Source organism: Streptomyces chartreusis NRRL 3882, from assembly GCF_900236475.1.
GTDB classification, from domain to species: domain Bacteria; phylum Actinomycetota; class Actinomycetes; order Streptomycetales; family Streptomycetaceae; genus Streptomyces; species Streptomyces chartreusis_D.
Genome location: NZ_LT963352.1, coordinates 8415250 through 8427699 on the forward strand (window position 1 = coordinate 8415250; position 12450 = coordinate 8427699).

Sequence of the window (12450 nt, forward strand, 5' to 3'; positions counted from 1 at the left end):
GGTGAACGCGTTCCCCTTTTTCCGCCGACGGCACGGTGTGAGCACCGCCGACCGGGGCAATCGGCGTGGGTGAGTGCAGAAGGATCTGATCGGAGGACACGCGTCACCGTGCTGGTGGCGCTCGCTGCCAATCTGGTGATCGCGGCCGCCAAGGCGGTCGGCGGCCTGGCCGCGGGATCACCGGCACTGCTGTCGGAGGCGGCCCACTCGGTGGCCGACAGCCTGAACGAGGTTTTCTTACTGGCGGCACTGCGCCGCAGCCGCCGCCCCGCCGACCGGCGTCACCCGTTCGGCTACGGCAAGGAGCGGTTCTTCTGGTCGCTCCTCGCGGCCGTCGGGATCTTCGTCATGGGCGGCTGCTTCTCCTTCTTCCAGGGCTTCGAGGCCCTGGCGAGCGGAGCGGAGGAGGAACTCGGCGGCTATGTGGCCGGCCTGATCGTGCTCGGTATCGCCCTCCTCGCGGAGGGCGCCTCTCTGCTGCGGGCGCTGTACCAGGTGCGCCGGCAGGGCGGCACGGGCGCCGGGATGCGCGACCCCGCCCTGCGCACGGTCGTCGCCGAGGACGGCACGGCGGTGCTCGGCGTCACGCTGGCCATCGCCGGAATGGCGCTGCACATGGTCACGGGCCAGGTGGTGTGGGAGGCGTCCGCGTCGCTGGCGATCGGCGCGCTGCTCGTCTACGTCGCCTACCGGCTGGGCCGGGACGCCCGCGATCAGCTGATCGGCGAGGCCGCGGACCAGGAGGCGAGCGGGCGGATCCGGGAGTTGCTGCGGGCACAGCCCGAGATCGACAGTGTGGAGGCGCTGTTCACCATGAAGACGGGCCTCGACTCCGCTCTCGTGGCCGCCCGCGTCGACCTCGTGCCCGGACTGGACAGCGAGCGCGTCGAGGATGTCGCCGTGCGCATCAAGCGCTCCATCGCCCGGACGGTCCCCGAGGCCGACCAGATCTTCCTCGATGTCACCGACCGTCGCGCGCAGGAGGCAGCGGAAAGCCCCGCCGCGACGGGGGAACGCGGCGGGGCCTGACCCACGCGTGCCCCGTCATCGACGGTTCATGCACCCCCGAAGAAGAACTTTTCCGCCGACCGCCCCGGACAGGGCGGTCGACTTCTCCGGCCCGCTCCGCGCGGTGGACGTGCCGGGCGGACCGGAAGGAACACCTACGGGAGGCGGGGTTCCGGGGCCCCGGACACCGACCCGGCGGGGCGCCGCCCTTGACGCCGCCGGACGGACCACGCCGTGTGCCCCGACGGGCGGGTGGCGTTTCGTGCCCGCCGGTCGGGCGACGATCTGTGTCCCATCGGTCGGGTGACGTTTCGTGCCCGCCGGACGGACGGCCGTCCGTGCCCCAACGGACGGGTGATGACCGCTTCCCCGCGGCCGGAAACAGAGCCCCTGGGCGGCCGACGCCTGCCGGTCACCCCAGGGGCCCGTCCTCATCCTGCTCGGATGTCCGCCCGGGGGCGCCGAAGGCCTGCCGCGTCACCCGCCGTCAGCCGGCTCCAGCACGAAGACGGGGATCTCCCGGTCCGTCTTCTTCTGGTAGTCGGCATACGCCGGATACGCCGCGACGGCGCGTTCCCACCACTCGGCCTTCTCCTGGCCCGTGACCTCACGGGCGATCATGTCCTGCTTCACCGGGCCGTCCTGGAGCTCCACGTGCGGATCGGCCTTGATGTTGAAGTACCAGACCGGGTGCTTGGGTGAGCCGCCGAGAGAGGCGACGGCGGCGTAACGCCCCTCGTGCTCGACCCGCATCACCGGCGTCTTGCGCAGCTTGCCGCTCCGGGCACCCCGTGAGGTCAGGACGACCACCGGCATCTTCGAGCCCTGGAGGGTCGTGCCCTGCGTACCGCCGGAGCTCTCGTACAGCTCCACCTGATTGCGCACCCACTGCGTCGGGCTGGGTTCGTACTCGCCCTGGAGAGGCATGGCATCCGTCCCATCGTCGTGTCGCGGCTGATCGGCACCCGCCTCAACACCGTTACGCCCGCGAATCATCCGCACCCCGACACATCCCGGCCGGCCGCGCGCATCACCCCGGCGCCACCGCCATCCGCACGGCCAGGACCGTCATCACCCCGCTCGCCACCAGCGCCGTCCCCAGCCGGCCCCGGTGGCCGGTCAGCGTCCTCCCCAGCAGGGCTCCGCTCCCGGCGAGCAGCACCTGCCAGCTCGCCGAGGCGGCGAAGGCGGCGAGCACGAAGACGCCCTGCTCCAGGGGGCCGGCCGGCCCCGCGGCCCGGGAGCCGAGCACGAGAGCCGCGAAGTAGATCACGGTCGTGGGGTTGAGGAGGGTGACGCCGAGCAGCCCCAGGTAGGCCCGGGCGGGACCCGGGGGAGCGGAGGCGGTCCGGGTGGCGAGCCGGTGGCCGCGGTACTCGCGCACGGCCGTGACCGCGCCCCACGCCGCCAGCGCGAACAGCACCAGGACACAGACCCACCGCAGCGGCCCGAGCACCGGCCGCAGCGCGCCGGCCAGGGCCGTGCCCCCGAGCGTGGCCGCGAGGGCGTACAGCCCGTCGGCGGTGGCGACGCCGAGCGCGGCGCAGACACCGGTGCGCAGGGACGAGCGGGCGGTGAGGGAGACCAGGTAGGTCCCGACCGCGCCGACGGGGACGGCGATGCCGTACCCGGCGAGCAGCCCCGCGACGAGCGCGGCCGTCATGACCGCGGCGGCGTCGGCCCTCCACGGCGGCCGGACCGCTGCTGTCGGCGCGCGGCAGGAGCGGCGGCGGACAGCGGCAGGACGAGAGCGAACGCAGACATGGCTGGATCCTGGGGCCTGTCCCGCCCCACCGACAACCGGTTTTCGAACCGGCACCGGCGCACCCCGCTTGCGGCCGGGAGGCGGCTCCCGCACCCCGGTCCCGACGCCCGGCGTTCGAACTGGAAGGCGGCGCTCCTCGGCCATGTTGCCGCCACCATCGATCTGGCCGAACTTCATGTCGCCCCATAGGTGCCTGGGGCATCTAATGAAGATCGGCACGACGCACACTTCGTCTGCGAGGTCTTCATGACGGAAACGACCGCACCCGTCGCCTTCCCCCAGAGCCGGACCTGCCCCTACCAGCCGCCCGCCGCCTACGATCCGCTGCGCAGCGAGCGCCCCCTGACCCGCATCACCCTCTTCGACGGCCGTGAGGCGTGGCTGGTCAGCTGGCACGCGACCGCCCGCGCGCTGCTGGCCGACCCGCGCCTGTCCTCGAACCGCAACCGTCCCGGCTTCCCCGCCCCGACCCGGCGATTCGCCGGGATCAAGAACCGCAGAACGGCCCTCCTCGGCGTCGACGACCCCGAGCACCGCACACAGCGGCGGATGGTCGTCGGCGACTTCACCCTCAAACGGGCAGTCGAACTCCGGCCACGGATCCAGCAGATCGTGGACGAACGGCTCGACGCGATGATCGCCCAGGGCCCGCCGGCCGACCTGGTGAGCACTTTCGCGCTGCCCGTGCCGTCCATGGTGATCTGCGCCCTGCTCGGCGTCCCGTACGCCGACCACGACTTCTTCGAGACCCAGTCACGGAGGCTGCTGCGCGGCCCGGAGACCGCCGACGTGGAGGACGCCCGCGACCGGCTGGAGGCGTACTTCGGCGAGCTGATCGACAGCAAGCAGCGGGACCCCGGCACCGGCCTGCTGGACGACCTGGTCCACCGGCAGCTGAGCGAGGGCGCGCTCGACCGCGAGGGCCTGATCGCCCTGGCGCTCATCCTGCTGGTCGCGGGCCACGAGACGACCGCCAACATGATCTCGCTCGGCACCTTCACCCTGCTCCAGCACCCCGAGCGGCTCGCCGAGCTGCGCGCCGACCCGCGGCTGGTGCCGGCCGCGGTCGAGGAGCTGATGCGGATGCTGTCGATCGCGGACGGCCTGCTGCGCATGGCCGTCGAGGACATCGAGGTGGCCGGGACGACGATCCGCAAGGGCGACGGCGTGGTCTTCGCGACCTCCGTCATCAACCGCGACGAGGCGGTCTACCCCGAGCCGGACACGCTCGACTGGAGCCGCCCGGCCCGGCACCACGTCGCGTTCGGCTTCGGCATCCACCAGTGCCTCGGCCAGAACCTCGCCCGCGCCGAACTGGAGATCGCCCTGCGCACCCTCTTCGACCGGCTGCCCACGCTGCGGCTGGCCGCCCCGGCCGAGGAGATCCCCTTCAAACCGGGCGACACGATCCAGGGGATGCTGGAACTCCCCGTGACCTGGTAAGAGGATTCCGGACATGCACATCGACATCGACAAGGACGTCTGCATCGGCGCGGGCCAGTGCGCCCTGACCGCCCCGGACGTGTTCACCCAGGACGACGACGGCTACAGCGCCCTGCTGCCCGGCCACGAGGACGGCGCCGGCAGCCCGCTGGTGCGGGAGGCCGCCCGGGCCTGCCCGGTGAGCGCCATCACCGTGTCGGAGACGGTGAGCTGACACCCGCCGCGACCGCTCAGCAGCCGCTGCGGAGAACGCTCGTTCTCCGCAGCCGATCAGGGAGTTCCATGACCGACCGCCCTCCGCTGCCGCCCTTCACCCGGGACACCGCCGCGCAGAAGGTCCAGGCCGCCGAGGACGCCTGGAACACCCGCGACCCGCACAAGGTCGCCCTCGCCTACTCGGAGGACTCCGTCTGGCGCAACCGCGACACCTTCCTCACCGGACGTGCCGAGATCGCCGAGTTCCTGACCAGGAAGTGGGAACGCGAGCAGGAGTACGCGCTGCGCAAGGACCTATGGGCCTTCGACGGCAACCGCATCGCCGTCCGCTTCCAGTACGAGTGCAGGGACGCCGAAGGCCGGTGGTGGCGCTCCTACGGCAACGAACTGTGGGAGTTCGACGAACACGGCCTGATGACCCGCCGCGAGGCGAGCATCAACGACGTACCGATCGAGGAGCGGGAGCGCCGCATCTTCGGCCCGCGGCAGGAGCAGGAGCGCGGAGCCACGTTCCCCCTCCGGTGAGCCGGGCGCAGTCGCTAGGGTTTCCGGGATGACCGAACAGGCCGCCCGGAAGCCCTTCCTCTACGTCGTCGTCTGCGCCGCCGGCATCGCCGCGGACGTCAGCAAACTGATCACCGCCGCGCAGGAGCGCGACTGGGAGGTCGGTGTCATCGCGACACCCGTCGCCATGAACGGCTTCTTCGACACCGCGGCCGTCGAGGCCCAGACGGGCCGATCGATCCGGTCCGCCTGGCGCACCCCGGGCGAGCCGCGCCCGTTCCCGGCGCCCGACGCCGTGGTCGTCGCGCCCGCCACCTTCAACACCGTCAACAAGTGGGCGGCCGGCGTCGCCGACACCCTCGCCCTGGGCACCCTGTGCGAGGTCGCGGGGCTCGGCGTGCCGGTCGCCGTCCTGCCGTGCGTGGCCGACGCGCTGGCCTCCCACCCCGCCTACCGGGACAGTCTCGAACGGCTGCGGGGGATGGGCGTGCGGTTCGGGCAGCCGTACTCCGGAGAACCGGACGAGGACGGCCGGCGGCCCGAGTTCGGCTGGGAACGGGCGCTGGACCTGGTCGAACGGCGCTGACGCCTTCGAGTGCGCACGAGCACGTACGCTCCCCGTGGAACACCTCCCGAAGGCAGGAGCAGCAACTATGCAGTACGTGAAGCTCGGTTCGACGGGCCTGGACGTCTCGCGGATCTGTCTGGGGTGCATGACCTACGGCCTGCCGGACCGGGGCCGGCACGAGTGGACCCTCGACGAGGAGGCCTCACGCCCGCTGATCCGGCAGGCGGTCGAGGCGGGGATCAACTTCTTCGACACGGCGAACGTCTACTCCGACGGCACCAGCGAGGAGATCGTCGGCCGGGCCCTGCGCGACTTCGCCCGCCGCGACGAGATCGTGCTCGCGACGAAGGTGCACGGCCGGATGCGGCCCGGGCCCAACGGCGGCGGACTGTCCCGCAAGGCGATCATCACCGAACTCGACCAGAGCCTCACCCGCCTCGGCACCGACTACGTCGACCTCTACCAGATCCACCGCTTCGACCCGCACACCCCGGTCGAGGAGACGATGGAGGCCCTGCACGACGTCGTCAAGGCCGGCAAGGTCCGCTACATCGGGGCGAGTTCGATGTACGCCTGGCAGTTCTCCAAGGCCCAGTACACCGCCCGGCTGAACGGCTGGACCCGCTTCGTCTCCATGCAGAACCACTACAACCTCCTCTACCGCGAGGAGGAGCGCGAGATGCTGCCCCTGTGCGCGGACCAGGGCGTCGGCGTACTGCCCTGGAGCCCGCTCGCCCGCGGCCGCCTCACCCGCGACTGGGACATCACGACCGAGCGCAGCGCCACCGACACCTTCGGCAGCACCCTGTACCAGGAGGGCGACCGCACCATCGTCGAGGCGGTCACCCGCATCGCCGGGGAGCGCGGCGTGCCCCGCGCCCAGGTCGCCCTCGCCTGGCTCCTCCACCAGGACACGGTGACGGCCCCGATCGTCGGAGCGTCGAAGCCGCAGCACCTGCAGGACGCGGTGGCAGCCGTGGAACTCCGGCTGGGCGACAAGGAGCTCGAGGAGTTGGAGCAGCCCTACACGCCGCATCCCATCGCCGGTCACTGAAGGCTCCACAGGGGCGCGGGGAACTGCGCGACCAGCCACAGCGGCGCCGCGGACGAACTACCGCCTTTCCCGCGGAGCGCTCAGTGCGGTCCCTGCGGCGCGAACTCCGTCCCGCAGGGCCCCGCCCCCTCGCTCTCCGCGAGCACCACCCGCGCCCCGCTCATCGTCAACGTCCGGTAGAACCGCCCGATCCGCTCCGCCGACCGCCCCACGTAATGCCCGATGAACGACCGCCGGAACCGATCCGCCGCCCGGTTCGGCTGCGACCCGTGCACCAGACTTCCGTTGAAGAACAGAACATCCCCCGGCTCCATGTCCACCGGCACGGCGGCCAGACCGGGCGGCGGGGGAACGTACTCCCGCGCGAAGGACACCCCCTCGTCCGCCTCCTCCGGGCAGAACACGTCCATCCGGTGCGTGCCCGGCACGACCTCCAGCCCACCGTTCTCGCGGTCGATCACGTCGCAGGCCAGCCACGCCGCCACACACGTGCCCGGCTCCACCCGCAGATAGAAGTTGTCCTGGTGCAGCGCCTGTCCCCGGGCGCCCGGCGGCTTGAAGTAGAACATGCTCTGCGCGGCCAGGACCTCCTCCCCGAGGAGCGCCTCCAGAACCGTCCGCAGCCGGGCGTCCAGCAGGACGTCGCGAGCGACGTCGTTGATCTCGTGCGGGTGCATCACCCGCGGCCAGACGTGCAGCGGATCGGCGTCCGGCCCGGACCCGCGCGGCTCGAAGTGCCCGGGAACCGGGCCGGCCGCACGCAGCGCCGCGAACTCGTCGCACAGCCGCTCGGTCTCGTCGGCCCCGAAGAGCCCGCGCACGACCGTGAAACCGTCCTCCTCGAAATCCTCCCGGTATCGCCGGAGCGCGGCAGGGTCCAGGATGGGAGCGCCGGCGGCGCCATTGCCCGTGACTGTCATGAGCGCACTCCTCGGTCAGTGGTCTCCGGCACGACACGCTAGGTCACCGAGTCGCCGAGGGGGATGCCCGTGCGTGCTGACGGATTGCCCGGCACTGCTGAGCACCAGTCCGACGGGGACCCCGCACCGCCGCCCGGCCTGGTCGTGCTCGGCCACTTCGACCAGCCGCCCGGCTACGGCGTCAACCGGCCGCGTGGGTCAGCGAGTTGGCTCTTCACCTGGACCACGGGAGGCCGGGGGCGGCTCTGTCAGGGCGGGGTGGAGACCTCGGCCGGCGCGGGCCACCTGGTGGTGCTCGCCCCGGGTGCCCCGCACCGTTACGCGGTCGAGCCCGGCGCCCGGCACTGGCGGTTCTGGTGGGCGCACTGCCAGGCCCGCCCGTCATGGGCGGAGTGGCTGCGGCCGTTCGACGCCGGTGACGGGGTGTACGTGGTCACGTCCGCGCCGGCCGGAGTACACGGCCGTGTCGAGGCGGCGTTCCGCCGGATGCACGCCGACGCCCGCTGGACCGGTGCCGGGGCTCCACCGCCTGAGGCGGTGGCTTCGTCCGATGGGGTGGCATCGGGCGAGGCGGTGGTTCCGCCTGGGGCGGTGGCTTCGTCCGGCGGGGTGGTCGCGCCTGAGGCGGCGATCTCGTCCGACGAGGTGGCCTGTTCCGACGCGGCGGGTCGTCGGCTCCACGCGGCGGGTCGGCTCCACGCGGCGGCGCCGCCACACGCGGCGGCCCCGGCCCACCTCGCGCCCCCGGACGGGCAGATCGCCGTCGCGCACGGCAGCGCCGCCCGGGAACTGGCCCTGTGCGCACTGGAGGAGATCGTCCTCCTCACCACCGCCGGTGCCCGGCCGACGGCACCCCGCCCCGGCCTCGACGCACGGATCCAACGGGCCCAGGAGCTGATCGACGCCGACCCGGGCGCCCCGCACACCGTCCGCTCGCTGGCCGAGGGCGTCTCCCTGTCGCCGTCCCGCTTCGCCCATCTGTTCAGCCGTCAGCTCGGCAGGTCGCCCATGCGCGCCCTGCGCGAGGCGCGGCTGCGCCACGCCGCCCGGCTGCTGGAGGGCACCGACCTGCCCGTGGAACGCGTCGCCATGGCCTCGGGTTTCGCCAGCCCGTTCCACTTCAACCGTGTCTTCCGCGAGCGCTACGGGACACCTCCCGGGGCGTACCGGAACACCGCTCACGGCGGTGCGCGGGGCTGAGCAGCGATGTGGTCATTGGTTCCGGGAGGAGTCTTCGAAAGGGCCGTGCCGGGAAGGCCTCGGGGTGTGAGCTGCTGTGCAGGCGGCACTTCAATGGTTTTGGGGGCGACGCCCGGAGCCGGGCGAAAACACACCGCAAAAACAGAACGGGCAGTGCGGAAATCCCTTTCGCACCACACATTGACACTTTGTCAAAAGGTCCTGGCCGCGTACGCAATGCACGAAACCGCGAGATCCCTTGTTCCCTGTCGCTGACCTGTGCAAAGGTGTGCCCTGTCGGCGTCCGGACAACATGCCTTTCTTCGCGTGCGCGAGGCCACCGGGCCGACATACCCCTTGGTATGGACTTTATCCCGCATGTCCTTGAGAGGAATGCAGCCGTGAACGACGCAGGCCCGTCGAATTCTCCGGGTCAGGCCCGCAGGATCGGCGCGACGGACGAGCAACTGAGCGCCGAGCTCAGGAAGTGGACGGGGGCGACCCCCGCACTGCACCCCGTCGGCGAACTGCTGGACCGGCACTGGGAGGCGGCCTCCGCCTACGCCCGGCTGTGCACCGACGGACCGCGGTCCGCCGGAATACTCACCACCGCGGCATTCACCCGGATCTTCGGCGAGACCCTGCGCCAGAACGGCCCCACCTCGGCGTGGCGCCCCCATCTGCTCGTCACCGTACGGCGTATCGCCGCCGAGTGGGCCACCGACCACAGACGCGACATGCTCCACCCGGAGCTGCTGTCCGGGACCGGCGAGAGGGAGCGGGTGGCCGCCCGGCTGCTGCCGCAGAAGCACCGGCGCCTGCTGGCCGGCGCTTTCCAGCGGCTGCCCCAGTCGGCGCGCTGCCTGCTGTGGCACGTCGAGGTCGAGGCCGAACCGCTCGCCGCCCCCGCCGGGCTGCTCGGCCTGGACGAGGAGGGCGCCCGCGTCGAACTGGACCGGGCCCGTGACCGGCTGCGCGAGGAGAGCCTCCAACTGCACCGCGAACTCGCGCCCGACGAGGAGTGCCGACGCTATCTCCGCCTGCTCGACGTGACGTACCGGCGTGGCGGCCTGGGCATCGACCCCGATCTACGCGCGCATATCCAGGGCTGCGGGCACTGCGCCGCTGCCGCGGACCAGCTCGATCGGTTCAACCACGGGCTCGGTCTCGCCCTGGCCGAGGCGGTGCTCGGCTGGGGCGGGCGGGAGTACGCGGAGAGCAGATCGAGCGGCGCCGCGCAGAGCGACGTGACGGACGCCCCGGGGCCCGGCACGGAGGCAGCCGCGGAGACCGGGCTCCCCGCGGGTGTGGCCGGTGCTGCCTTCCCCGACCCCGTCGTCCTCGCGGGCATGGCCGGGGAGTCGTTCACCGACCCGGTCGGCACGTCGGCCGCGCCACCCGCCCCCGCGACGGGGGAGGCAGGACAAGCGCACGCCCACGACGGCTTCCCGGCCCCGCCCGACGCCCCGCCGACCGGTGGGACCACCCCCGGCCGACGAGCGGCGGGCCCGCGCGCCGCGGCCCGCAGGTCCGCCCACAAGGCGGCCCGCCGTGGGGCCCGCCGCCGCAACCTCACCGTGAGCATCCTCACCGTCAGCGGCCTGGTCGTCATCCCGCTGGTCCTGTGGTCCCTGGGCAACCCCGGTGAGGACCCCCAGGCCGGTGCGGGACGGCCCTCCGAGACTCCCGGCTCAGGTGCGGGCGAGTCGACGGGCGACCCGTCCTGGATCGGGGCGGGCGACGCCGAGAAGGGCGCCCTGCGCGGCCGGCTGCACAACGTGGACTCGGGACTGTGCGTCGGTGTCGAGGGCGCGAAGGCCGTCGAGGACGCGGAGGCCGAGCTCGCACCCTGCTCCTCGGCCGCCGCCCAGCAGTGGACGTACGAGACCGACGGCCTGCTGCGCAACGGCGCCGCTCCCGGCCTGTGCCTGGACTCGCACCTCGGCTACTCGGTGCGGCTGGCTCCCTGCTCGGGAGCGTCCCGGCCGGACTCGAAGAACATCCGCTACGACTTCACCCTCCAGGGCGCCCTGGTGCCCCGCTGGAACCAGGACCTCGCCCTGGCTCCGGCCGCGACCGACGGCTCGGGAGCCCTGGTCCTCAAGACCCGGGCGGACGACGAGGACCAGCGGTGGGTGATCGACACCTCCAAGGCGGACCTCCAGATGGAGGCCGTCAACTGGAAGGCCGCCGCCCCGGCGCCGCGCCCCAGGCCCACGCCCACTCCCACGCCCTCGAAGACGCCCACGGCGACACCGGCACCGACCCCGTCCGCCACCCCCTCGGCACCGCGGCCGACACCGACCGGCGCGGCCCCCACCGACTCGGGCTGCTACCGCTACGGCTACCCCTGCGACGGGGACGGCCAGTACGGCTCTCCCGGCTACGGCTACCCGGGCTACGGCTACCCCGGTTACGGCTACGGGTACGGCGGCGGCGGAGGCGGCCGCCGCTGACCGGACGCGCGCTCAGCCGCCGACGACGCGCAGCGACAGCCACAGCGCCGCCACGGCCGGCACGAGCGCGGCCGGTACCGCGAGCAGCCCGAGCCGGGTGAACTCCCCGACCCCGACCCGGTGCCCGTGCTGCTGCACGATCCGCCGCCACAGCAGAGTCGCCAGCGATCCGGCGTAGGTCAGATTGGGTCCGATGTTCACGCCGAGCAGCACCGCCAGGACGGCACCGGGGCCGGCCCCTGCGGTCAGCGGCAGCAGCACCAGGACCGCCGGCAGGTTGTTGATGAGGTTCGCCAGGACGGCGGCCAGCGCGGCCACGGCCAGCAGGGTGAGCAGGCCCGAGCCGTCGGGCAGCACCCGGTGGAGCGCGTCGGCGAGCCCGTGGTCGACGACCGCGCGCACCACGACGCCGAGGGCGAGCACGAACGCCAGGAACGCCGGGGCCGCGGACCGCACCACGGTCAACGGGGTGGCCCGCCGCCGTAGCAGCGCCCGCACGGCCAGCACGAGCGCGCCGGCCAGGGCGGCCCACGCCGGTGCGATCCCGAGGGCGGACGCCACGACGAACCCGGCGAGCGTGCAACCCACGGTGACCAGGGCGAACAGGGGCAGCTCGGGAGGCCGCGCGGGGTCGGGCGAGGGGAGAGGAGCAGCCAGTTCATCGTCGAAGAACCGCCGGAACACCAGGTACTCGGCGCCGATCGCGACCAGCCAGGGCAGCGCCATCAGCGCCGCGAACCGGGTGAAGCTCAGCCCGCTCGCCGTGAAGGCCAGCAGGTTGGTCAGGTTGGAGACCGGCAGCAGCAGCGAGGCGGTGTTCGACAGATGGGCGCACGCGTAGAGGTGCGGCCGGGCCTGGACGCCCATCCGGGTGGCCGTGGCGAGCACCACCGGTGTCAGCAGGACGACGGTGGCGTCCAGACTGAGCACGGCCGTGATGACGGAGGCCAGCGCGAACACCGCGGTCAGCAGCCGCGCGGGACGCCCCGCCGCCCAGCGGGCCATCCACGCCCCGCACGCCGTGAACAGTCCCTCGACGTCGCAGAAGTGGGCGAGCACCAGCACGGCCGCGAGGAAGCCGACCACGGGCCCCAGCCGCTGGATCTCCTCCCACGCGTGGTCCGGCGATATCGCGCCGACGGCGATCGCGAGTCCGGCGGCCGGAACCGCCAGCACGGCCTCGGGCAGTCCTCGCGGACGGAGCACGGCCCAGACGAGCACGGCGGCCAGCAGCGCCACGGACAGGGCTTCGGCGAGCGGGGTGTTCAGGGCGGAGTCCTCCGGGGCGTGATCAGGTCGTGCCCGCCCATGAAACCAGGGGCTGGTAAGAAAGCTAC

12 protein-coding genes are annotated in these 12450 nt (G+C 72.8%); 8 read left to right on the top strand and 4 right to left on the bottom strand.

The genetic code is table 11. From position 1 onward, the window contains the following. The first annotated feature begins 108 nt into the window (after window positions 1-108). Window positions 109-1029, top strand: coding sequence for a cation diffusion facilitator family transporter (locus tag SCNRRL3882_RS38000; RefSeq protein ID WP_010040579.1), 921 nt, complete (start codon window positions 109-111; stop codon window positions 1027-1029). 456 nt (window positions 1030-1485) lie between these two features. Here SCNRRL3882_RS38000 and SCNRRL3882_RS38005 read toward each other — a convergent pair whose 3' ends face one another. Together SCNRRL3882_RS38005 and SCNRRL3882_RS38010 are read right to left on the bottom strand one after the other, a co-directional pair. Next, window positions 1486-1935, bottom strand: a complete 450-nt coding sequence (locus SCNRRL3882_RS38005; protein ID WP_010040577.1) for a nitroreductase family deazaflavin-dependent oxidoreductase — start codon at window positions 1933-1935, stop codon at window positions 1486-1488. 103 nt (window positions 1936-2038) lie between these two features. Continuing rightward, the gene (locus tag SCNRRL3882_RS38010) at window positions 2039-2671 is read right to left on the bottom strand and encodes a LysE/ArgO family amino acid transporter (RefSeq protein WP_010040575.1); all 633 of its coding nucleotides are present in this window, start codon (window positions 2669-2671) and stop codon (window positions 2039-2041) included. Between the two features lie 348 nt (window positions 2672-3019). Between SCNRRL3882_RS38010 and SCNRRL3882_RS38015 the strand changes: the two genes are divergently transcribed. From SCNRRL3882_RS38015 to SCNRRL3882_RS38035, 5 genes are all read left to right on the top strand, one after another. Beyond that, window positions 3020-4216 (top strand): cytochrome P450, encoded by a 1197-nt coding sequence (locus tag SCNRRL3882_RS38015; RefSeq protein WP_010040571.1) that lies wholly within the window; start codon window positions 3020-3022, stop codon window positions 4214-4216. Between the two features lie 13 nt (window positions 4217-4229). Beyond that, window positions 4230-4430: a ferredoxin gene (locus tag SCNRRL3882_RS38020; RefSeq protein WP_010040569.1), complete on the top strand. Its 201-nt coding sequence runs from the start codon at window positions 4230-4232 to the stop codon at window positions 4428-4430. 68 nt (window positions 4431-4498) lie between these two features. Next, entirely contained in the window at window positions 4499-4957 is a 459-nt protein-coding gene (locus SCNRRL3882_RS38025; protein WP_010040567.1) for a nuclear transport factor 2 family protein, read from the top strand. A gap of 28 nt (window positions 4958-4985) precedes the next feature. Beyond that, a complete protein-coding gene (locus SCNRRL3882_RS38030) occupies window positions 4986-5522 on the top strand; it encodes a flavoprotein (RefSeq protein ID WP_010040565.1) in 537 nt (178 codons plus the stop codon). A 67-nt stretch (window positions 5523-5589) separates the two neighbouring features. Next, the gene (locus SCNRRL3882_RS38035) at window positions 5590-6558 is read left to right on the top strand and encodes an aldo/keto reductase (RefSeq protein ID WP_010040564.1); all 969 of its coding nucleotides are present in this window, start codon (window positions 5590-5592) and stop codon (window positions 6556-6558) included. Between the two features lie 80 nt (window positions 6559-6638). Here SCNRRL3882_RS38035 and SCNRRL3882_RS38040 read toward each other — a convergent pair whose 3' ends face one another. Next, window positions 6639-7478, bottom strand: coding sequence for a phytanoyl-CoA dioxygenase family protein (locus tag SCNRRL3882_RS38040; RefSeq protein ID WP_010040562.1), 840 nt, complete (start codon window positions 7476-7478; stop codon window positions 6639-6641). 84 nt (window positions 7479-7562) lie between these two features. Here SCNRRL3882_RS38040 and SCNRRL3882_RS38045 point away from each other — a divergent pair, with 84 nt between their 5' ends. Together SCNRRL3882_RS38045 and SCNRRL3882_RS38050 are read left to right on the top strand one after the other, a co-directional pair. Beyond that, window positions 7563-8678 carry a helix-turn-helix domain-containing protein gene (locus SCNRRL3882_RS38045; protein ID WP_010040560.1) on the top strand — a complete coding sequence of 372 codons (1116 nt, stop codon included), beginning with the start codon at window positions 7563-7565 and terminating at the stop codon, window positions 8676-8678. Between the two features lie 380 nt (window positions 8679-9058). Continuing rightward, window positions 9059-11113: a ricin-type beta-trefoil lectin domain protein gene (locus tag SCNRRL3882_RS38050; RefSeq protein ID WP_010040559.1), complete on the top strand. Its 2055-nt coding sequence runs from the start codon at window positions 9059-9061 to the stop codon at window positions 11111-11113. 12 nt (window positions 11114-11125) lie between these two features. Here the strand turns inward: SCNRRL3882_RS38050 and SCNRRL3882_RS38055 are convergent, their stop codons facing one another. Beyond that, window positions 11126-12352, bottom strand: coding sequence for an SLC13 family permease (locus tag SCNRRL3882_RS38055; protein ID WP_010040557.1), 1227 nt, complete (start codon window positions 12350-12352; stop codon window positions 11126-11128). Window positions 12353-12450 lie beyond the last annotated feature (98 nt).